General features: G+C 64.7%; 18 protein-coding genes. 9 read left to right on the top strand and 9 right to left on the bottom strand.

The window, feature by feature from the left end; translation table 11 throughout:
• Positions 1-6 precede the first annotated feature (6 nt).
• Both glf and galE read right to left on the bottom strand, forming a co-directional pair.
• A complete protein-coding gene (gene glf, locus ACV17W_RS03065; RefSeq protein ID WP_462594991.1) occupies positions 7-2,364 on the bottom strand; it encodes a UDP-galactopyranose mutase in 2,358 nt (785 codons plus the stop codon).
• A complete protein-coding gene (gene galE / locus ACV17W_RS03060) occupies positions 2,361-3,482 on the bottom strand; it encodes a UDP-glucose 4-epimerase GalE (RefSeq protein ID WP_462594990.1) in 1,122 nt (373 codons plus the stop codon). The genes glf and galE overlap by 4 nt, the downstream gene beginning before the upstream one ends.
• A 278-nt stretch (positions 3,483-3,760) precedes the next feature.
• Between galE and ACV17W_RS03055 the strand changes: the two genes are divergently transcribed.
• Positions 3,761-5,152: a hydroxysqualene dehydroxylase gene (locus ACV17W_RS03055; RefSeq protein ID WP_462594989.1), complete on the top strand. Its 1,392-nt coding sequence runs from the start codon at positions 3,761-3,763 to the stop codon at positions 5,150-5,152.
• Positions 5,152-5,811 carry an acetoacetate decarboxylase family protein gene (locus ACV17W_RS03050; protein ID WP_462594988.1) on the top strand — a complete coding sequence of 220 codons (660 nt, stop codon included), beginning with the start codon at positions 5,152-5,154 and terminating at the stop codon, positions 5,809-5,811. Before ACV17W_RS03055 ends, ACV17W_RS03050 begins: the two co-directional genes overlap by 1 nt.
• A gap of 29 nt (positions 5,812-5,840) precedes the next feature.
• Here ACV17W_RS03050 and ACV17W_RS03045 read toward each other — a convergent pair whose 3' ends face one another.
• Together ACV17W_RS03045 and ACV17W_RS03040 are read right to left on the bottom strand one after the other, a co-directional pair.
• Complete coding sequence (locus tag ACV17W_RS03045; protein ID WP_462594987.1) at positions 5,841-7,037, bottom strand: zinc-dependent alcohol dehydrogenase; 1,197 nt, start codon at positions 7,035-7,037, stop codon at positions 5,841-5,843.
• A 10-nt stretch (positions 7,038-7,047) separates the two neighbouring features.
• Positions 7,048-7,836, bottom strand: coding sequence for an SRPBCC family protein (locus tag ACV17W_RS03040; RefSeq protein WP_462594986.1), 789 nt, complete (start codon positions 7,834-7,836; stop codon positions 7,048-7,050).
• 226 nt (positions 7,837-8,062) lie between these two features.
• On the opposite strand from ACV17W_RS03040, the gene ACV17W_RS03035 reads away from it, so the two are divergent.
• From ACV17W_RS03035 to ACV17W_RS03015, 5 genes are all read left to right on the top strand, one after another.
• Positions 8,063-9,232: a hypothetical protein gene (locus ACV17W_RS03035; RefSeq protein WP_462594985.1), complete on the top strand. Its 1,170-nt coding sequence runs from the start codon at positions 8,063-8,065 to the stop codon at positions 9,230-9,232.
• 11 nt (positions 9,233-9,243) lie between these two features.
• Complete coding sequence (locus ACV17W_RS03030) at positions 9,244-9,966, top strand: ferritin-like domain-containing protein (RefSeq protein ID WP_462594984.1); 723 nt, start codon at positions 9,244-9,246, stop codon at positions 9,964-9,966.
• 554 nt (positions 9,967-10,520) lie between these two features.
• On the top strand, positions 10,521-10,877 hold the full coding sequence (locus ACV17W_RS03025) for a hypothetical protein (RefSeq protein ID WP_462594983.1): 357 nt from the start codon (positions 10,521-10,523) through the stop codon (positions 10,875-10,877).
• Positions 10,874-11,692, top strand: coding sequence for a DUF2243 domain-containing protein (locus tag ACV17W_RS03020; protein WP_462594982.1), 819 nt, complete (start codon positions 10,874-10,876; stop codon positions 11,690-11,692). The genes ACV17W_RS03025 and ACV17W_RS03020 overlap by 4 nt, the downstream gene beginning before the upstream one ends.
• Before the next feature lie 157 nt (positions 11,693-11,849).
• Positions 11,850-12,425, top strand: a complete 576-nt coding sequence (locus ACV17W_RS03015) for a lipid-binding SYLF domain-containing protein (RefSeq protein WP_462594981.1) — start codon at positions 11,850-11,852, stop codon at positions 12,423-12,425.
• 50 nt (positions 12,426-12,475) lie between these two features.
• On the opposite strand, the gene ACV17W_RS03010 is transcribed toward ACV17W_RS03015, so the two are convergent.
• On the bottom strand, positions 12,476-13,783 hold the full coding sequence (locus ACV17W_RS03010) for an NTP/NDP exchange transporter (protein WP_462594980.1): 1,308 nt from the start codon (positions 13,781-13,783) through the stop codon (positions 12,476-12,478).
• Positions 13,784-13,789: 6 nt separating this feature from the next.
• Positions 13,790-14,707, bottom strand: a complete 918-nt coding sequence (locus tag ACV17W_RS03005) for an aldo/keto reductase (protein ID WP_462594979.1) — start codon at positions 14,705-14,707, stop codon at positions 13,790-13,792.
• A gap of 241 nt (positions 14,708-14,948) precedes the next feature.
• On the opposite strand from ACV17W_RS03005, the gene ACV17W_RS03000 reads away from it, so the two are divergent.
• Positions 14,949-15,845 (top strand): aspartyl/asparaginyl beta-hydroxylase domain-containing protein, encoded by an 897-nt coding sequence (locus tag ACV17W_RS03000; RefSeq protein ID WP_462594978.1) that lies wholly within the window; start codon positions 14,949-14,951, stop codon positions 15,843-15,845.
• A gap of 169 nt (positions 15,846-16,014) precedes the next feature.
• Here ACV17W_RS03000 and ACV17W_RS02995 read toward each other — a convergent pair whose 3' ends face one another.
• Together ACV17W_RS02995 and ACV17W_RS02990 are read right to left on the bottom strand one after the other, a co-directional pair.
• The gene (locus ACV17W_RS02995) at positions 16,015-16,788 is read right to left on the bottom strand and encodes an aspartate/glutamate racemase family protein (RefSeq protein WP_462594977.1); all 774 of its coding nucleotides are present in this window, start codon (positions 16,786-16,788) and stop codon (positions 16,015-16,017) included.
• A 22-nt stretch (positions 16,789-16,810) separates the two neighbouring features.
• Positions 16,811-17,800 carry a Bug family tripartite tricarboxylate transporter substrate binding protein gene (locus ACV17W_RS02990; RefSeq protein WP_462594976.1) on the bottom strand — a complete coding sequence of 330 codons (990 nt, stop codon included), beginning with the start codon at positions 17,798-17,800 and terminating at the stop codon, positions 16,811-16,813.
• 430 nt (positions 17,801-18,230) lie between these two features.
• Here ACV17W_RS02990 and ACV17W_RS02985 point away from each other — a divergent pair, with 430 nt between their 5' ends.
• Complete coding sequence (locus ACV17W_RS02985) at positions 18,231-18,605, top strand: alpha/beta fold hydrolase (protein ID WP_462594975.1); 375 nt, start codon at positions 18,231-18,233, stop codon at positions 18,603-18,605.
• A 105-nt stretch (positions 18,606-18,710) separates the two neighbouring features.
• Here ACV17W_RS02985 and ACV17W_RS02980 read toward each other — a convergent pair whose 3' ends face one another.
• Positions 18,711-19,742: a LysR family transcriptional regulator gene (locus ACV17W_RS02980; protein WP_462594974.1), complete on the bottom strand. Its 1,032-nt coding sequence runs from the start codon at positions 19,740-19,742 to the stop codon at positions 18,711-18,713.
• Positions 19,743-19,802: the final 60 nt, after the last annotated feature.

The following is a 19,802-nucleotide window of genomic DNA, read 5'->3' as shown; positions in this document are numbered from 1 at the left end:
GCCGCCTCAGGCTGCGAGCGCCGCCCCGTCCGGCTGCGCTGACACGATGCCTTGCGCGGCCAGTGCCGCGTAGCGAGCCAGCGCCTGGCCCACGACCTGATCCATGTTGTAGTACCGGTAAGTGGCCAGGCGTCCCACGAAATGCACGCCCGGGGTCCGATCCGCAAGTTCTTGATAACGCCGGAAAAGCGCCGCGTTTTCGGGCCGCGGAATCGGATAGTAGGGGTCGCCCTCTGCGCTCGGGTACTCGTAAGTGACCGCCGTGCACGCGTGCTGCTGTCCGGTCAGGTGCTTGTATTCGGTGATGCGGGTGTGCGGGACCGAAGCGTCGGGATAATTCACCACCCCCACCTGCTGCAGCCAGGCGCGTGGCAGCGTTTCGTGCCGGAATTGCAATGAGCGGTACGGCAGGCGGCCGTAGCAGTAGCCGAAGTATTCGTCGATCGGGCCCGTATAGATCAGATGGCGGAATTGGAACTCGCGTTTCGCCTGCTCGAAGCTCATGTCGAGCGCCAGGGCGATATTGGGATGGTCGAGCATGCGCTCGAACATGCGGGTATACCCCTGCGCAGGCATCTGCTGAAACGAGTCCGTGAAATAGCGGTCATCGTCCGACAGCCGCGCCGGCACGCGGGCGGCAACGGTGTGATCGAGTTCCGAGGGGTCCAGGCCCCATTGCTTGCGCGTGTACCCGCGAAAGAACTTCTCGTACAGTTCACGCCCCACCTTCGAGACCACCACGTCCTCGGAAGTGGCCACCGTGGCCACCGCTTCCGCGCGCTCATCGAGAAAGGCCTGCGCCTCCTCCGCGGAAAAGGGGCGCCGGTAAAGGCGAGCCAGCGTCGTCAGGTTGATAGGCATGGGCACCAGCATGCCGTCAACCTGCGCCAGGACACGATGCTCGTAAGGCCGCCATTCGGTGAACCGGGACAGGTACTCGACGACCTTATCGGAATTCGTATGGAATATGTGGGGTCCATAACGATGCACCAGAATGCCGTGCTCGTTGTAATAGTCGAACGCATTGCCCCCGATGTGGGGCCGCTTGTCGATCACCAGCACACGCTGCCCGCTTTGCGCGGCCAGCCGTTCGGCCAGCACCGCGCCGGCAAAGCCGGCACCCACGATCATGAAGTCGTATGGCTGCGCGGACGCGGTGCCCGCTGCGCCGCGTCCCGACCGCTGCTCGGCCGTGGCGCCGGAGGTCTTGCGCACGCGGCTGTTGTGCGCGCGGCCCATGGCATCGTGCATCGCCTGCCAGGACCTGTCCCACGACATGCCGTCCAGCGCATCGTCGGCCCGCCGCAGCACCCTTCCCGGCTCCTTCATGTCACGCATCGCCGCCTCGGCGGCGGCCACCATTTCCTGGGCATTGCCGGCGATGCGCACCACGCCGGACTCCCCGTAGGTGCGCACGACATCCACGATGGGGGTCGAGACCACCGGCCGCCCTCCCGCAAGGTATTCGGGTGTCTTGGTCGGGCTGATGTAGCGGGTGGAGTCGTTCAGGGCAAACGGCATCAGGGCGACTTGCCAACCCGCCAGATACGCTGGCAACTGCTCGTATGAACGCTGCCCCAGGTAGTGAATGTTTGGCGCGCGCGGCAGAGTCGCCGGATCCACCTTCACGATCGGCCCGACCAGCACGAACTGCCAGTCGGGGCGCAGTGCGGCCACCTTCCGCATGAGTTCGGCGTCGAAGCGTTCGTCGAGCACACCGAAAAACCCCAGGCGCGGTTCGGGAATGCCCGATTGGTCGGCCGGCGCATCGGTGCGTGTTCGTGTGGTCGCGAAGTGGGCCACATCGACGCTGCTGGGTACGGCGTGCACATTGGGATGCAGCTTGCGCTTGGCCTCATACAGGCTATGGCCGCCGGTGAACACGACATCGGCGCGGGCCAGCAGGTCGCGTTCACGGTCCAGCAGTTCGCGTGGCGCGCCCAGAAAGGCCGACAGCTCGTCCATGCAGTCGTAGACCACCAGCGACGCCTGCAGATGCCCGGAGTAACCCAGGCTCATGGGCGTGTAGTACCAAAGAATCGGGAGCCGGATCTCCCGTTCGCGCATCAGGGCGTCCAGCAGTCTGCGCTGCCGCGCATCGGCATCGTCGCTGCCGATATGAGGCGTGACGATCTGCACGCCGTCGGGGGAGGCTTTGATGTCGAGACGATCTTCATCTGTGGTCCAGATGGGCTCTTCCACGTAATAGACCTCGTGTTCCCGCGCCCAGCGCGCCATCAGGTGCTGCGGCCGCTGGTACACGAAGTTCCACCGCAGGTGCGAAAAGCACAGGATCGCCGGGCGTTCCAGGTCCAGCCACTGGGCGCCGGTGCGCGCAATGGCAAGTGGCTCGATGTTTTTCATTTGATCTCTCCGGCCGCAGCGGCCTTAGAAAGTTGAGACAACAAGGCAGCCGGGACCGGCTCCTCGATAACGTCCGCGTCGTAGCCCTCGGCATACCCGTGCGGGTGGTGACGCTGCCAGCGCCAGCCGTCGGCGCACATCTGGTCCAGCGAGCGCCGCGCCTTCCACCCCAGAATGCGCGTGGCCGCCTCCGGGTCGGCCCAGATTTCGGCAATGTCGCCCGGTCGCCGGGGTGCGTATTCGATGGGAATGTGCAGACCGCTGACGCGTTCGAAAGCCCGCACCAGCTCGAGCACGCTGACGCCCCGCCCCGTACCCAGATTCAAGGTCAGGCAGCCCGGCGCCTGCAGGGTGTGCTCCAGTGCCAGTACATGCCCCTCGGCCAGATCCATGACATGCAGGTAGTCGCGCACGCCAGTGCCGTCGCGCGTCCCGTAGTCATTGCCGAAGACCGACAGCGCGTGGAGGCGCCCGGCAGCCACCTGCGTGATATAGGGAAAAAGATTGGCGGGCACACCGTGCGGACATTCGCCCATCAGGCCGCTGGCGTGTGCGCCGATCGGATTGAAGTAGCGCAGCAACGCCACGCCGACATGCGGATCCGCGTCGACCTGATCGCGCAGTATGTCTTCGATCATGAGCTTGGTGCGGCCGTAGGGATTGGTGGGTGCCAGCGCGCACTGCTCGGTGACCGGAACGACCGAAGGGCAGCCATACACCGTGGCCGAGGAACTGAACACCATGCTGCGTATCTGGTGGCGCTGCATCGCGCGCAGCAGATGTACCGTGGCGCAGACGTTGGCCTGGTAGTATTCGAGCGGAATGGCCACGGACTCCCCGACGGCCTTGCGCCCCGCCAGGTGTATGACGCCAATGAACGGCATGCCCGCAGCCTGGTATTGGCTTATGACCCGGTCGGCCGCTCCTTCCTGCGCCAGATCAGCGATTTCCAGCGGAATCGGTCTGCCCGCCAGGCGCCCCGCCCGTTCCACTGCCATTGCGCTCCCGTTGCTGAGATCGTCTACGGCAACTGGCTGATATCCTGCCTCCGCCAGACAAACCAGCACGTGGCTGCCGATATATCCCGCCCCGCCCGTGACCATTACCACACCACTCATGACTGACCCCTGATCGGCGGCCCAGCGCCGCGCCGGGGGGCAGTCGCAATCGGTGTGCCATGGCCGCCGGTCGGGCGCGAATGGGGGCCGGCATGGCGCTTGCGACACGGCAATAACCGTCGTGCAGAAAAATTCGGTGCGCGATGTAGTTTGTTCCCGCGATCGTCGCGCCCGACTCCTCTCACCCGTTCGCCTTCGCCTGCATGACGCTGCCGCCGTCTTCAGCCCGTGTTTTTTCCCCCGCGCCCCTCCCTGCGCCAAATTCCAGGGGCGGCGAGGTGGTCGTCATCGGGGCCGGGGTCGCGGGCCTGGCATGCGCCACCTGGCTGGCCCATGCCGGCGTGCGGGTGCTGTTGCTGGAAGCCAGCGCGGTGGCAGGCGGGCGGGCGCGCAGCTGGAGCGGTCCCAGTACGGGCGACACGGTCGATATCGGCCCGCACGTGCTGCTGAACTATTACGCGAATTTCCGTGCCTTGCTGAAGCTGCTGGGCACCGACTCGCAGATCGCCTGGCAGGCGCGCCCTCTCCTGACCGTGTTGGATGGCCCGCGATCATTCCCTGTGCGCACCGCGCCGCTGCCGCCACCGTTGCATTGGTTGCCGACCCTGCCGGGCGCCCTGCCCAGCGCGGGCGCAGCCGGCGTCGCCTCGAACCTGCGCGTGGCGTGGCGCGCCATGCGTGGCAATGAGGCGGATTTCCTGCGGCTCGATGCCCAGCCGGCACGCGAGTATCTGCTGTCCCTGGGCGTGCGCCCAGCCATCCTGGAATGGTTCTGGGAATCCGCGGCGCTGGCTTTGCTCAATGTCCCACTGGCGCATTGTTCCGCGGCGGCCGTCATGCGTCTGGCCGCACACTTGCTGGGGCATCGCGGGGTTGCGTTCGGCATCCCGGGCGTTGGCCTGAGCGAGCTGTATGCACACGCCTGCACCCGACACGTCGAGCAGGCCGGCGGCGAGCTGAGGCTGCAGTGCGCTGCGGGCCGGCTGCGTCCCGACCAGGACGGCTGGCTGATTCCGCTGGCCGGCGGCAGCGCCGTGCGCGCCGCTCAGTGTGTGCTTGCCGTTCCACCCGAGGCCATGCAGGCGGCCCTGCCCACGCAGGTTTCCTTGCCGGCCGCTTCCTGGTTCGAACCGAGCCCCTACATCAGTTGCTACCTCTGGTTCGATCGTGCCCTCACCCGTGAACGGTTCTGGGCCTATCCGTGGTCTAGAACCGGCCTGAATACGGATTTCTACGAGCTCAGCCAGGTACGCCCGTTCGCCTATAGCCCAGGGTCGGTGATCGGCTCGAACATTATCTGGAGCCATCGCGCCAGCGACCTCACGGATGACGAAATCGTACGCGCCACGCTGGACGAACTGGCGCCCGTATGCAGCGTCACCCCGCACCGCCACCTGGTGGCCCAGGCGCTGCATCGCATTCCCATGTCGGTGCCGGCGATGCGGCCGGGCGCCGAAACCAGAAGGCCTGGCACCCGCGCCGCTCCTGGTCTTTATCTCGCCGGCGACTGGACGCGCACGGAGCTTCCTCCGTGCATGGAAAGCGCGGCGCGCTCCGGGGCATTGGCGGCCGAAGCGGTGTTGGCCGACCGTGGCCAGCGACACGTCATTGCCCATGATCCTCCCCGCCCCGACGGCCTGGCCGGCTGGCTGCGCCGCAAGGACTCTTGATGCCCGATTCCATGACAGAGCCCCGCCACGACTACTCCTCGATCCCGCCCGCGCCGTGGCGCCTGCACGGCAGCATGCTCGTCAGCCTGTGGCGCGTGCCTTCGGGCGAACTGTATATCCCGGTGGCAGCCGGCGCGCGTCCCTTGGTGGTGGCGGGACACGCCCTGGTTGCAACCGCGTGGGCGAGCTACGAACCAGGCGGAACGCTGAGTTATGGCGAGCTTCTGCACGCCACCGCGGTGAAAGCGGCCGGGTTGCTCACACCATCGTGTACCGTTGCGCCCATCTGGGTCGACGACGCCACCGCTGCCGAAGGGGGCCGTGTGCTGTGGGCGATTCCCAAACAGCTTGCGGCTTTTCATGGCGGCCGCTCGCCCACGGGCGTCCATCGGCACAGCGCCGCCTGCGACGGCCAGCCGCTGGCCACCGCCGAAGTCAGCGGTTGCCGGCGCTGGTCGCTGCCCTTTCGAAGCACCCTCTGGACATTGCAGGACGGCGAGTGCGGCGTGGTACGTACCCGATGTCAGATCCGCGCGCGCCTGCGTTTCTGCAAGGCCGCCTGGGACTTTGCGCCGGGCGCCGGCCTCGACTACCTGCGCGGCCGCGAACCCCTGGTCAGTGCGCGGTTGGAACGGCTGACCGCGCACTTTGGTGTGTAGGCGATCAGCGCCCTGCCGGCCGTGGCCCGCTAAAGTGAAGGCGTCGCGAGGACGCGGTCGGGTATGAACACGGCCCGCAGGCAGTTGTCATCCTTTTTCTTGAACATGGCATACCCTTCGACCGCCTGGTCCAGCGACATCGGATGCGTCAGCATGAACGAGGGGTCGAGCTTGCCGGCCTGGATCAATTCGAACAGCTGCTTCACATAGCGCTGCCCCTGTTGCTGGCCCGACCGGACGGTGAGCGCCTTGTTGACAATGGCCCCCATGGGAAACTTGTCCATGAAGCCGCCGTAGACGCCCATCACCGACACCACGCCTCCCTTGCGGCAGGCTCTTATCGCCTGACGCAGGGCAATGCCGCGGTCGTTCTGAAGAAAGGTCTGCTGCTTGAGATAGTCGTACCAGTACTGCGGGCCGTCTCCATGCGCTTCCATGCCCACGCAGTCGATGCAGCGGTCGGGACCTCGGCCGCCGGTCATTTCCTTCAATGCCTCATGGACATCGGTCTCTTCGTAGTTGATCACCTCGGCATTGCACTGGCTGGCCGCCAGCCGCAGTCGCTCGGGCAGCCGGTCGATGGCGATGACCCGTTCGGCGCCCATCAGGTATGCCGAGCAGATCGCCATCAGCCCGACTCCTCCGCACCCCCACACGGCCACAATATCGCCGGGCTCGACGCCCGCGAGGTCGGCGCCCATATAGCCCGTGGGCACCGCGTCCGAGACGAAGACCGCCTGCTCGTCGCGCACGCCTTCCGGTATCTTGAAGGCGTTCACGTCGCCGTAGGGCACGCGGATGTACTCGGCGTGACTGCCCGCATAGCCGCCGAAGGCATGGCTGTAGCCGATAATGCCTGCGCAGGCGTGGCCATACGCCACTTCGGTCATGTGGGGCTTGGGATTGGTATTGTCGCAGCACGAAAAGGCCTGCCGCAGGCAGTGCTCGCATGCGCCGCAGGCCAGGATGGACACCACCACCACGCGGTCGCCCTTCCTCAATGTGGTGACGGCGCTTCCGGTGTCCACCACCTCGCCCAGGAATTCGTGGCCCAGAACGTCGCCTGGCTTCAGCGCCGGCACATAGCCACTGATCAGGTGCAGGTCGGACCCGCAGACCGACGACATGCCCACTTTCACGAGAATATCCTTGGGATTCAGGATCTCCGGATCCGGAACCCGTTCAACAGCCAATTCGTTGGTGCCCTGCCAGCAGAGTGCGCGCATGGGTGATCTCCTATTGTGGCCGCGACTGCGACACGGTGGTCTCGCCGGTTTCCATCAGTTGCTTCAGGCGCCTGAGGTCGTCGGCCATCTGGTTGTGCGGCGTTTCCGGCAACAGCATGCGGCTGGCCAGCCGGCCTGCGTGTCCAAAGGGCGGCTGGTAGGCAATCTCGGCCCGTACCTCGGTGCCACGGCCGCCCGGTGCATCGCGAAACTCCACCCATCCCGCATTCGGCACATCGGCGTCGGCTTCAGACTCCCAGGCAATGCGTTCGTTCTCTCGCTCGTCGATGACGTACGAAACCCAATGAACCGTCCGCCCCATGGGCGCTTTCACGGTCCAGCATGAACGCTGCGGGCTCGTGACCTCGACGCGTTCCACATGCTTCATGAAGGCGGGCAGATTGCTGAAATCGCGCCAGAATCGATAGAGCTCGTCGCGGGGCCGGGCGATCGTGACGGCATAGTCGGTCACCGTGGCTGCCGGCCAGCCCCGCGCCTGGGCGACGCCCCGTTCGTACGGCGAAGACTGCACCGCGCGCTTGGCCAGGCTATGGCCGGTTGCGGCCCGGCAGAAGAAGCCCATTGCGCCTGCGGTGGCCAGCGTGGCGCCGGCGCCTCGCCGGCGCGCCGCCCAAGCCAGCAGCAGCAAGCCTGCCGCGCCGGACAGGATGCGGCCGCCTGGTGTGACGTTCGCGCCCTTTTCGCGGCGCGCAAACGCCGGTGCATGGTTGATCCACCCCGTCGTGCCATCCGGTTCGTCCCGCGGCGCTTGCGCGTTCCGCCATTCGTAATCGCCCATAGTCATTCCTGTCAGTGTGAAGTCCACCCGCAAAGGCCCGCTTTACCGCAGCCCGAGGCTCGCGTGCTGCGGCAGCAATCCCCATGCCGACGCGCCGCCGGCCAAACGGCATGCCGCAGCGCCGCCTCGTCGGCGAGCCGCTCGCCCGCTGGCGGTAGTCCGCGCGGCGCGCATGGCAGGAACATCAATTGCTATGGGATCGGCTTTCGGGAGATCACTTATGGGCATGATCAACAATCTGTGGGACAACGCAGGGGTTCCGCTGGACCGCCAGCGCTTCACCTGGCGCGACATGGTCGGCAAGCCGATCAGCAAGCTGGATGACGATGCCTTCACGCGCATACGCATCATCCTGCTTAACGGTCTGGAGCTGGACGCTTTGCGCATCAAGCATATTGCCGCCCGCTTCAATGGCGAGCTACGCGTGCCGCTGGCGAAGTTGCGGCGCGTGGAACAACACCAGGCAACCATGATCAATTGGCTACTGTCCGCCGATCACTCGCCGCTCGAAACCACCATTGCCTACGAACAGGTCGCCATCGAAGTCACGGCGGCGGTGGCGCAGGCGGAGCCCGACCCCTACCAGGCCCAGAGTTATCGCTTCGGCCTGTTGGAAGATTTCGACCACTTGTACCGTTACAGCGCGATGCTTGACCGGCTGGAGGGCAAGGACGCCAACAACATCCTGCAGGGTTACACCGACATCGTGCCCGGCCGGCCCACGGTGGACGAGCATCGAGACCCGGAAGACGACGTGCGAAATGCCTACCAGCGCGACCAGGCCCATCTGCTCACCAAGATGCACGCGACGCTGATCACCGCCGCCGAATACCAGACCCATGATTACTACATGAATATCGGCCCGCTGTTCGCCGATCCGTTGGCGCGGCAGCTGTACGCCGAAATCGCCTCCATCGAAGAACAGCACGTCACTCAGTACGGTTCGTTGCAGGATCCGGACGAGTCCCTGCTGGAGAAGCTGCTGATCCACGAGGCCACCGAGGTCTACACCTATTACAGCTGTGTAGAGCAGGAAACCAATCCGCGCATCAAGGCCATATGGGAAAGGTTCCTCGACTACGAACTCGGCCACCTGGAATACATGAAATCGCTCTTCAAGCAGTACGAGCGCCGCGATCCTGAAGAGATCCTGGGCACGGTGATTCCCACCATGCTGAGCTTTGCGCCTCAACGCGATTTCGTTCGCAGCGTGCTCTCCAGTGAAGTCGATCTGCGCGCCAAGGGCACGGCCTTTGTGCCCGCCGACCAGGAAGGCGATGCGTCCATCGAGGCGCGTCGCATCCTGAACGCGGAAGGTTCGCCCAGCAGCATCGTGTCGGCCGGCTATCAATGGTCGCCCGGCACCGAGTTGAACCGCCCCAACCTGCGACCCTGACCGAGGACGATATGGAAAAGACAATCAAGACCGGCATGAACCGCACCGGCATGCAGATGGCGCCGCTACAGGGCCCGCTGCAGGTCAAGTACGCGGCCGAACAGGGGCCGGCGCCCGGCAATATGGACGCCGCCATGGCCGAGCGCATGGCGTATATCGCCGAATCCGACCGCATCGGATCGGTACCCATACCCGGCACCGGCAAAGGCCTGGTGACCACAGCCGCCGGAAAGATGACGGGCAACAACCCCGAGGTGCTGCTCGACAAGCTCGGGCAACGCCTGGCCTATGAGCGATCCGGAACACGGCTCTACGAGGCGGCGCTTGCCAAGGTGCAGGCCGGCACCGACGACCGAATCACGCGGCTGCGCATGGACCTGATGGAAATCCGCAACGAAGAAGAAGCGCATTTTCACCTGCTCGTAGAAGTTATCGAAGGGCTGGGCGCCGATCCCACCGCGCAGACGCCCGGAGCCGACGTCAGCGGCGTGGCCGCGATGGGTTTGATCCAGGTGGTCACCGATCCACGCACGTCGATTCCGCAGTGCCTGGAGGCCCTGTTGACCGCAGAACTGACTGACCACGCGTCCTGGGAACTGCTCATAGAGCTCGCGCAGCAACAAGGCCATGACGACCTTGCCACGCGCTTCACCGAAGCCTTGACCGCAGAGGCTCGCCACACGGTGACCATCCAGCAGTGGCTGCGCGAGTGCCTCGCGGACGAGGCTACCTGAACTGCCCGGGCCGCGAGGTCTCCGTGGCTCTGCCTTCGCGGCGCGGCCTTCGCAGCCGGGCCTGGGTGGCCCCCCTGCGCGGTTCGCCCTGGGCGGCCCCCTGCGCGGCCGACCTGGGCGGACCCACCTGCGCGGCCCGACCTGGGCGGCCCCACCCTTCAAGGGCGGGTTGGGTAGTGGTGCGACGCCCTGCCAGGCAACGGGTCAATGCGGGCGCGTGCAGAATGTGCCGGTGGCGGAAAGATCTACCGCTGGACCGTGACGCGGAGACCTTTCCGCGGATGTCCGGAACCGCCAGGCGCTGACGCGGCCGTGTGCCACCGATTTGCCATACGTATGCACGCCTCCCCTCCCGCGGCGGTCAGGTGGCCCGGGCTGACGCCGGAACCGGCCTATTACTCCGTCCCGCCTGCCGTATGCCGAATGTCGCGCGGCGCGGCAGTGGTCCGGGCGGCCAGGTCGCCGTCACCACCGTGCGCCCGGTTCCGAGCGCGCCTCGGCTGGGTATGGGCCTTGCTCCTGGGCGCGGGTCCGCCATACCTTTGGAGCCATTCATGAAACCGACGTCCCCGACATCCCAATCCGACCACCCATCGCCCAGCCCGGATCCGGGCGCCGAAACCCGGCAAGCCGGGCGCGACGTCGAACCTTCGACCGAAAGCCAGGCGGATGTGGCCCATCGCGTGCAGGAAGGCATTCAGGACGCCAACAAGCGCAACGACGAAACCCAGCCGACCCAGGCGACCGATGCCGATCCCGCGCAGCCCGGCCTGACGCGTACGGGGCTCCATGGAGAACCGAAAGTCGATGGCAATCCCCACCCTGAAGCGGACGCGGAAGGCGGCGTGTTCAGGCCCGCCGACGACACGCCCGCCGTGCTGCGCAAGCGTGAAGGTCCGCGCGAGCCATGAGCCAGCCTGCCACGACAACGGAACCGCCGCGCCGGTCCCTCTGGGGCGGCTACCTGCTGGGATTCAGCATGGGCGGCTTCTTCGACGGCATACTGCTGCACCAGATCCTGCAATGGCATCACCTGCTGTCCGGATACCAGACGGGAGGGCTGGCCGACCTGCGTGTGCAGGTCCTTGCAGATGGGCTGTTCCATGCGCTGATGTATGTCGTGGGCATGGCCGGCTTGTTGATGCTGTATCGGGGAAGGAAGCAGCCTGCGCTGCCCCGCAAACCGTTGCTGGGCAGCTTCCTGATCGGGTTTGGGGTCTGGCATGTGGTGGACGCCGTCCTGTCGCATTGGCTCGCCGGCATTCATCGCATACGCATGGATGTCTCGAATCCGTTGCCATGGGACCTCGGCTGGCTCGCCATTTTCGGGCTGGTTCCCCTGTGGGCCGGGCTGGTACTGCGCCGCCGCGATGGCCCGCCCGCTGAGGGTCCGGGCGGTGGGCACGGCGTGGCCATCATGCTGGGCGCGGTCGTCGTCAGCGCCGCGTTCGCAAATCTGGTGCCGCTGCGGGCCGCCCCGCAGGACAGCACTGTCGTGGTGCTCCGTCCGGGCGCACCCGCTGCTGCACTGTACGCGGCCCTGGACGGCACCGCCGCCAGCGTCGCCTGGGTCGACAATGATGGCGCCGTGTGGGTGCTGAACGACCTCCCGCTGCGGCAGCGGCTGTCCCTGTACCGGTCGGGAGCCATGTATGTCAGTGGCGCAGCGGCGCCCGCCGGGTGCGCGGCGTGGCTCTCCTCCGCGCCCGCGGGCGGGGCCACCTGAAATTTTCGCAGAGGGTGCGCCTTCTATACCGATGGTGCATCATGCGGCCAGATCGCGGCATCCGGCTGCCTGGCAAGGTTGACAATTCCAGGGTCTATACCGATACTCGGCACGACTTCAACCGCGCCAGTCCCGCGATCCTCCCGGAGCCGTACTCATGAAATTCACAACAGGCGGTACCCTGGCGCGTTCAGCGCTGATCTCTGCATTGCTGTTTGGCGGCGCCACGGCCACTTGGGCTCCCGGCGCCGCGGCGGCTACCGCGGCCGAGATTTCCCGTGACGCCACGCAAGCCCTCAAAGAGCTGCAGGAACTCGAGCCCCGGGCCCGCACTCTCGCCGAAAAGGCCACGGCAATCCTGGTGTTTCCCAAGATCGTGAAGGCCGGCATGCTGATCGGCGGCGAAGGCGGTGAAGGCGCCCTCATCAAGAACGGCAAAGTGCAGGCTTACTACAACCTGGGCTCGGTTTCGTTCGGCCTGCAGGCCGGCATCCAGACTTTCGGCTATGCACTCTTCTTCATGAATGAGCAGGCATTGCAGTACCTCGATCGCAGCGACGGCTGGTCGATCGGCGCCGGGCCGTCGGTGGTGGTCGTCGACAAGGGCGCCGCAGCCAGCCTGACCAGCACCACGCTGTCACAGGACGTCTACGCCATTCCGTTCGGTCAGAAAGGCCTGATGGCCGGTATCGGCCTCGAAGGCTCCAAGATCACCCGCATCAATCCCAATTGAGGTGCTGCGCGGCCTGGCGCCGGGCGCGTTAGCCGGCATATCCGGCGCGGTCATGGTTTGCTGACGCCGACGTGTTCTAGGCGCCCATGCCAGCGGGCCAGCCATGCTCCCATGGCGGCCCAGGCCAGCGCGAGGCCAGCGCCCAGGCTCAGCGCCAGGGCTGGCTGATCGGCGATCAAGTCCACGCCGCGCTTGACCCAGCCACTTACCGCATCCGCGCCGCGATATACCACGGTGTCATTGAAGTTCTTGGCCTTGTACTTTTGCTCGGCGGGCAGCACGGTATAGAGCATCTCACGCCCCGGGCGGACCAGCGCGTACTCCCCGGCCCGCCGCAGCACCATCACCACCGCCAGCACGGCGAACACAGGCGCCACCGCCAGCCACAGGAAACCCGCCACCAGCAGCAGCGGCACCGCAGTCAGCAGCACCCCCACCCCCAGCCGTTGGGCGATGCGCCCCGTCAAGAACACCTGGGTCAGTATAGCCAGCGCCTGTACGATGGCATCGATCAGGCCGAACACCTGCGTCTGGCGGGCCCTGTCGGGAAAATACTCGGCCACCATGCGAGCCTGTTCGAAGTACAGGAAGGTATTCACGCTCGCCAACAGAACGACAAACAAGCCGATTCCCAGCAGATAAGGCGATCGCGCGAGTGCCATCGCGCCAGCGTAAGGGTTGCCCCCCAGGGGGCGATGTCGTTGCCGTGGGTCGGCCGACGGGGCACCGGCGTCAGGGTGCCGGTCGCGCCAGCGGTGCAGGCAGGCGGCAGCGCCCGCGCTGGCGGCAAGCAGCAACGCCGCGAGCGCCAGCAGCCCGTCGTGCCCCAGCGGCGCCACCAACAGCGCGCCCAGGATGGGCCCCGTCAAGCCGCCCAGGCTGGCGCCGCCCGCGATCAACCCGAACAGCCTGCGCGCCTCTTTGCCTGCGTACAGGTCGGCCAGCACGCTCCAGGCCAGCGAGATCGCCGTCAGGTTGAACACCGAAAGCCAGATATAAAACGCGCGCCCCGCCCATACGCTGTCGGGCTGCACGCGCATCAATGTGGCAAAACCGAGCAGGTTCAGGACGAAGAAGCCGTACACCCACGGCAGAATCTGCCGTCGCGGCGCCTTGGCGGCCACCCAGCCGAACAGGGGCAGCACGGCCAGCGTGGCAACAAAGGTGCCCGTGAACAGCCATTGCAGGTTGTCCACGCCGCCTGCGATACCCACGGTCTCCCGCACGGGGCGCAGCATGAAATAGGCCGTGAACAGCAGGTAGAACATGAGCAGGCCCGCGATGACGCCCGGCAGTTCTCCGGGACGCACATTCAGCAGGCGTTGCACCCTGCCCGGCATGGCATCATCGGCCGGCATCGCGGCTCAGGAAAACAAGGCTTGCAGCGACCGCCGCTGCTGCGCTGTAAGGGCCGGGCCCGTTCCGGCCCTCAGGTTGTCACTCTGCCGATCGGGCCGACTCGTCGCCGGAATGACCGCCGTCACGGCGGGATGGCTGCTCGAAAAGCGCAAGAATGCCTGCGCCCACGAGCTGATGCCGGCATCGGCGGCCCAATTCGGCAATGGCTTGCCGGCCACCTGGCGGAACAAGCGTCCGTCGTCGAATGCGCGGTTCACGAGTACCGCCACGCCCTGTTCCTGCGCCAGCGGAAACAGACGCGTCTCGGCCGCCGTGGATATCACCGAATAGTTGATCTGAAGAAAATCCGGCCTGCCCTCTCTCACGGCGTCGGCCAGTGCGTCGTGTCCGCCTTCATGGTAGTGGGTCAAGCCCGAATAGCGCACACGTCCCTGCGCCTTGAGTTCGTTTATCAGGGCAAGCTGCGTTCGCCAATCGACGAGATTGTGCACCTGCAGCAGTTCCACCTGCTCGGTCCGCAGGCGCCGCAGCGATTGCTCGAATTGCGCCATGCCCGCCTCGCGCCCGGTCGCGCCGATTTTGGTGCACAGAAACGCGCGCTGGCGCAGGCCCAGCTCGGCCAGCAAGTCGCCCAGCACAGTTTCGGACTGACCATAGCTGGGCGCCGTGTCGATCAGGGTGGCGCCGCCGTCAAAAAACCGCCGCAACACCTCTCGCAACGGGGCGCGTTGTGCTGCTTCGCCGCCTACATTGAAGCTGTCGGCGGTGCCCATGCCAATCACCGGCACTTCCTGCCCGGTGGCGGGAATGCGGCGAGTCTGCAGTGTTGCGCCATGCGGCTGCGCGGCATGGGCATGGCGCGCCAGCGGGCTGCCAAATGCCAGAGCCGGTACACCGGCAAGAAAAGCGCGTCGGGTCATCATAGGCGGCTCCAGGATTGGCGAGGTCCAGTGATTCTGGGCCGGGATGGGCTTGCGCGCAATGGCTGGCGCCGATACAAGAGCGGGCCCATACCCACGTACCGGCACGCCTCTTGCCCCTCGTCCCTGCCCCGGCATTACGCGGAGACCCGTTTTAACGCCAATTTACAAATCGCCTTGCTTTGTCGTAAATTTTGCCGTCTACCCGGAAACGTCCTTTCTAAACGGACAGGCTGCGTGACTCATGAAATGGTGGATACTGGCGTTATTCTGCGTTAGCGCGATCGCCGTGCACTTCCGGGGCAGCGTTCGGCATCGCTTCAGCCGGCAGCTGCTGGACCACTCTACCTTCACCGCTCCGATCAACTGTTTCATGTACGCGTTTTCGCGCGTACCGAACAAGCCTTATCTCGATCTCGCAGAGTTTCCCGACCTGCAGCGCCTCATTGCGCGCTGGCCGGAAATCCGCGCCGAGGCCGAACGGTTGTTCACCGACGGGCACATCCGGGCTTCCGACAAATACGACGACGCCGGCTTCAATTCTTTTTTCAAGAGTGGCTGGAAGCGGTTCTACCTGAAATGGTATGGCAGCGATCCCGCTTCGGCACTGGCGCTTTGTCCGCTGACCACGCGGCTGGTGGCCGACCTGCCCAGCGTCAAGGCCGCGATGTTCGCCGCCCTTCCCCCGGGCAGCCGTCTGCCGCGTCATCGCGACCCCTATGCCGGTTCGCTGCGATTCCATCTGGGCCTGATCACGCCCAACAGCCCCGATTGCTACATCAATGTCGATGGACAGACCTACCATTGGCGTGACGGCGAGGCAGTCGTGTTCGACGAAACCTTCATCCACTTTGCCGAAAACCGGACTGACGTCAATCGCATCATTTTCTTTGCCGACATCGAGCGGCCTATGCGCTACCGTTGGGCGCAGGCCGTGAACCACTTCTTTGGCACCCTGCTGCTGCGTGCCGCGGCCTCCCCAAACCGCGAAGGCGATCCTACCGGCGGAATCAACCGCATATTCGGCTCGGTGTATGCCGTGCGGCGATTCGGAAAGCGCGTCAAGAAGCGCAGCAAACCGCTCTACTACGCCATGAAATGGACGCTGGTGCTGGGTATTGCGGCACTGATCTTTCTTTGATTCCGCGTGCTGCCTGCACGTCCGGGCGCGAGCCACGTCCAGCCATAAGTCCCACCCCGAACATGGCGGCGCCTCGTCGCCCGCCTGATGCAGTACGCCACACCGGCCCGCCAGGGCACGCGCGGCGGGCGCTTATCGCACTCGATATGGCGTCCTGGACACACACCCCTCAAGGACGCTCACGCCACCCATAACTAGGCATGCTCGTGCTCGGGTAGCCGAAGTTGCGCGGTTCCAAGCCAGACTGGAACCAGCGAACGAAGGTATAGACATCGTAGACGGGAATCCCCAGCTCGTTCTGGAGTCGCCACGAATAGGGCGCCATGTTATGGCATTCGAGCACGAGAGCGCCTACATCCGGATGCTGGCGCAGCATCTCGTGGCCGGCCGCTATCACGTCACGCTCGGCTTTTTCGTAGTCCATTTCCAGCTCGTCGCCGAGCAATACACGAGTGAACTCCTCCCCTCGTTCCGTACCCACGATGGGGGTGTCCAGGGGTGCGCCGACGGCCTCCAGATGCTCGGCGTCCAGCCGTCCGCCATGCACAGTCAATATGCCGACGCGCTTGCCGCTGGGCAACATGGCCTGGACCAGAGGAATTTGCATGAGCGAAGAACTTGCCACCGGCACTCCGGCATAATCCGCCAGTTCTTTCTGCAAGATGCCCAGAAACCCGCCGGTGGTCGTGATGCCATCGGCTCCTTCCCGGACAAGCTCGCGCGCCGCATCAAGGAAAGCTTGTTTCAGGCCTCTGCTTTTCTCGTGCACGACCACGCGGGCCGAACTGCCCTTGACGACCTTGTAAAGTACTGGAAACGGCCAGGTCGCCGCGTGACCGGTGTCGCCCGGTACGCGAGGCCACTTTGTTTCCAGCATGAGAATCCCCACGCGGGCGCCGTACACAGTTTTGCCACCGCTCGCATGGCGCGAAATCGCAGTCATAAGCTCTCCTCTTGATTAACAGTTACTCGACAGCCAGCTTGACGGACTTGGACAAGTCTCGCCAACGTGCCATGTCGGCAGCGATCATGTCCCGGAATTGCGTGGCCGATCCTCCCTTGACCTCCAGTCCCAGCGGTTCCAGCCGCGCACGCATCTCGGGTCGGGCTAGCTCCGCGTTCACCTGCGTGGACAGCGTGTCGATAATGGACGGCGGCGTTCCGGTCGGCGCCATAAGCCCGATCCACAGTTTGGCAACGATATTCTTGATGCCCAGTTCGGCGAATGTTGGCACGTCGGGAAGCGCGGGCAGCCGCTGCTCGGACGCCACGGCAAGAGGCCGCACCCGCCCCGCTTCAACCATGGGCCGGGCACTGCTGATGAAAGTAAACAGCAGGGGAACCTGCCCACCAGCGAGATCGCCGATCGCAATGCCGGCTCCCTTGTAGGGAATCTGGACGAACTTGGCCCCCGTCTCGTGCTGAAGGAGCTCGAGTGCCAGATGGGACACGCTGCCGTTGCCGGTGTGCGCAAAGTCGATCTTGCCAGGGTTCGCTTTTGCTTCGGCGATCAGTTCCTCGACGGAGCGATACGGCGAACCGGCGTTCGTGTACAGCACAGCGGTGCTGTCGACGAGGTGCACAATGGGTAGCAGATCTGTCAGCGGGTTATATGGCAGCGACGGATAGACGAAGGGTGCAGTTGACACCTGCCCGCTGCTCGCCATGAGCAGGTGATAGCCGTCTGGCGGCTGGCGCACGACCCGAGTGGTGGCAATGGTCCCCCCTGCCCCACCCAGATTCTCGATGATCCATGGTTGCCCGTAGGCTTTTCCGTAAGCCTCGCCCAACGGACGTGCCACCGCGTCAAGCGCGCCACCCGCTGCGAATGGCACCAGCACGGTGACCGGCTTGGCTGGGTAGCTACCCTGTGCGCCCACACTGCCTGCAGCAAGCGCCAGCACGGCAAGTGATACCAGCTGAGCGCAGCGCGATATTGCCTGAGTGATGCTCATCGTTCTTCCCCTTGTTTAGTCCGCGCTCAATGCGCCGCGCGGAGAATGAAAACCATCACGTGCCACGACCCGCTGAGCGTAGCAAGCCTCGCGAACGAACAGAACCACAGCCTTTGAGCGTTGCGACGGAAAGCGCGGGATATCCCTAGGCCTGTGTAAAGGGATGCTTAACAAAGGCAAACCAGACTCGCCCAATGCCGCGCGTTGCCCGGTAGACGAGGTTGTGGGTAGTATTTATCGACCTCGTACACGATGAACCTGGCGAGTTGCCCGGCTGTCGCGCGTGACCCGTCCTGACCAATAAAGGAGACTGAAATGAAAAGAACGCGACATACGGCTATGGGGTTGACGGCCATTGCCGTTGCCTTATTTGGAATGTCGGCTCCGTTGGCCCGTCCCGACGCACCAGCGCGTCTGCCCCTGCGTCATCATGGCGCACTCCCAAGGTGGCAACTTCGCCTTCACCGCCGCCTTGCGCGCGCCGGACAAGGTCAAGGCAGTCATCGCAATCGAACCTGCCGGCACACCGGACCTTTCCAAGTCCGACCTGGGCCCCCTCAGGAATGTTCCCCATCTGTTTGTATGGGCCGCCTACATTGAAGCCTCGCCATTCTGGCAGAAGGTCTATAGCAACCTCAGGAACTACCGCCAGGCGCTCGACGGCCAAGGTACTGCGACCGACTGGGTCGACTTGCACGCTGTCGGCATCAAGGGAAATTCGCATATGCCGATGATGGACAAGAACTCCGACCAGGTGGCCGGAGTCGTCCAGAAGTGGATGGGCGACAAAGCCCTGATGCATTGATGCCGTGTCAGACCTGACTGTCTCACTCGCAGGCCACTGGGAACAGCGGCAGGCGGCATCCGAACGGGCTCGCAAGAAAGTCCGGTCCTCTGCAAGTCGTCCATACTATTCCCGATGCGACTGCCAGAGCAGTGCGGGTTCGATGCCCAATGCGGAGCCAATCTCGTTGCTCATTAATTGGGCAGCCCCGTCGCGGATGAATGCTGCGGAACGCCGGCGGATCGCCGGCGGCTCATTGTCGCGATATCCCAGGTAAAAAGTTCGCTCCGGCGGCGACAGGCGATGGCCTTGCCTGGAACGCAGCGATGAAATGGGATGAATCTGCACCTGCCCGATGAAATGACGCACCTCCCACAGGCAAAGCGGCGTCGTAATGGCAAAGCCGATACCGGCCGCCACTAGGCCTAGGATCGGCCCGGCGGTATCGAACGCAAACGTACGTGGAATATGTGTACCTAGCAGTTCGAGGTAGACGTCGATGTCATGTCCGATCACCGACCTGGAACTGTATCGGATCAGTGGCAGCTCAAGTCCCAGGTCATCAAGCGTGAGCGGCGGACCCGCGTCGTATTCCTTCGGCAGCACGAGCAGGTAGCGCTCGGAAAAAAGAGCGCCTTTACGGATGGACCCCTTGCCGACTGCCGGGCTTGTTGTGACCGTCATGTCTACGAGGCCTTTTTCGAGCTGCAGCTCCAAGTCCGGCGTCAGGCCGGAAGACAGGCGAACCATAGGCATGCCCGCCTGCCCTAGGTCGCGAATGAAGCGGGCACCGAGGGTCCCGGCAAATGATTCCACCGTGCCGAAGCGCACGGTACGCCGTTTTTCAACATGAAATGCACGCATCGCGTCGCGCATGACCAGCGCCTGTCGCAGCAGGCGTTCTGCGTGATCGTAGAGTTCACTGCCTGCCAGCGTGGGCTGCACCGGGCGCTTGCCTCGCACCAGCAATTCAGTTGCCTGGCTCGCCTCGAGCTGTTTAATCCTTTGGGACACCGCTGCACGCGAAACGCCCAGCCGTACTGCTGCCTGGGCTAGTGAACCCGTCTGCATGACGTACGCCCACGTCAGCAAAAGGTTCCAGTCGGGAACGTCACTGAAGTCGTCGTCCAGGTCGGCTTTGAGAGAGGCTTCTGGCATGGCGGACGCACAAAGGCACAAGCAACGAACGCTTGCCCGGATTGGGGCGCTCTATCTTAT

Source organism: Bordetella sp. MIP270_01_BMS (assembly GCF_054958705.1).
The sequence above is the reverse complement of the archived record's forward strand: the minus strand, read 5'-3'. Positions and strand labels throughout refer to the sequence as shown.

What these genes read in the sequence shown, in the direction of transcription:
- glf (WP_462594991.1), bottom strand. Translation starts at nt 2,364, where the DNA reads ATGAAAAACATCGAGCCACTTGCCATTGCGCGCACCGGCGCCCAGTGG.
- galE (WP_462594990.1), bottom strand. Translation starts at nt 3,482, where the DNA reads ATGAGTGGTGTGGTAATGGTCACGGGCGGGGCGGGATATATCGGCAGC.
- ACV17W_RS03050 (WP_462594988.1), top strand. Translation starts at nt 5,152, where the DNA reads ATGCCCGATTCCATGACAGAGCCCCGCCACGACTACTCCTCGATCCCG.
- ACV17W_RS03045 (WP_462594987.1), bottom strand. Translation starts at nt 7,037, where the DNA reads ATGCGCGCACTCTGCTGGCAGGGCACCAACGAATTGGCTGTTGAACGG.
- ACV17W_RS03040 (WP_462594986.1), bottom strand. Translation starts at nt 7,836, where the DNA reads ATGGGCGATTACGAATGGCGGAACGCGCAAGCGCCGCGGGACGAACCG.
- ACV17W_RS03035 (WP_462594985.1), top strand. Translation starts at nt 8,063, where the DNA reads ATGATCAACAATCTGTGGGACAACGCAGGGGTTCCGCTGGACCGCCAG.
- ACV17W_RS03030 (WP_462594984.1), top strand. Translation starts at nt 9,244, where the DNA reads ATGGAAAAGACAATCAAGACCGGCATGAACCGCACCGGCATGCAGATG.
- ACV17W_RS03025 (WP_462594983.1), top strand. Translation starts at nt 10,521, where the DNA reads ATGAAACCGACGTCCCCGACATCCCAATCCGACCACCCATCGCCCAGC.
- ACV17W_RS03020 (WP_462594982.1), top strand. Translation starts at nt 10,874, where the DNA reads ATGAGCCAGCCTGCCACGACAACGGAACCGCCGCGCCGGTCCCTCTGG.
- ACV17W_RS03015 (WP_462594981.1), top strand. Translation starts at nt 11,850, where the DNA reads ATGAAATTCACAACAGGCGGTACCCTGGCGCGTTCAGCGCTGATCTCT.
- ACV17W_RS03010 (WP_462594980.1), bottom strand. Translation starts at nt 13,783, where the DNA reads ATGCCGGCCGATGATGCCATGCCGGGCAGGGTGCAACGCCTGCTGAAT.
- ACV17W_RS03005 (WP_462594979.1), bottom strand. Translation starts at nt 14,707, where the DNA reads ATGATGACCCGACGCGCTTTTCTTGCCGGTGTACCGGCTCTGGCATTT.
- ACV17W_RS03000 (WP_462594978.1), top strand. Translation starts at nt 14,949, where the DNA reads ATGAAATGGTGGATACTGGCGTTATTCTGCGTTAGCGCGATCGCCGTG.
- ACV17W_RS02995 (WP_462594977.1), bottom strand. Translation starts at nt 16,788, where the DNA reads ATGACTGCGATTTCGCGCCATGCGAGCGGTGGCAAAACTGTGTACGGC.
- ACV17W_RS02990 (WP_462594976.1), bottom strand. Translation starts at nt 17,800, where the DNA reads ATGAGCATCACTCAGGCAATATCGCGCTGCGCTCAGCTGGTATCACTT.
- ACV17W_RS02985 (WP_462594975.1), top strand. Translation starts at nt 18,231, where the DNA reads ATGGCGCACTCCCAAGGTGGCAACTTCGCCTTCACCGCCGCCTTGCGC.
- ACV17W_RS02980 (WP_462594974.1), bottom strand. Translation starts at nt 19,742, where the DNA reads ATGCCAGAAGCCTCTCTCAAAGCCGACCTGGACGACGACTTCAGTGAC.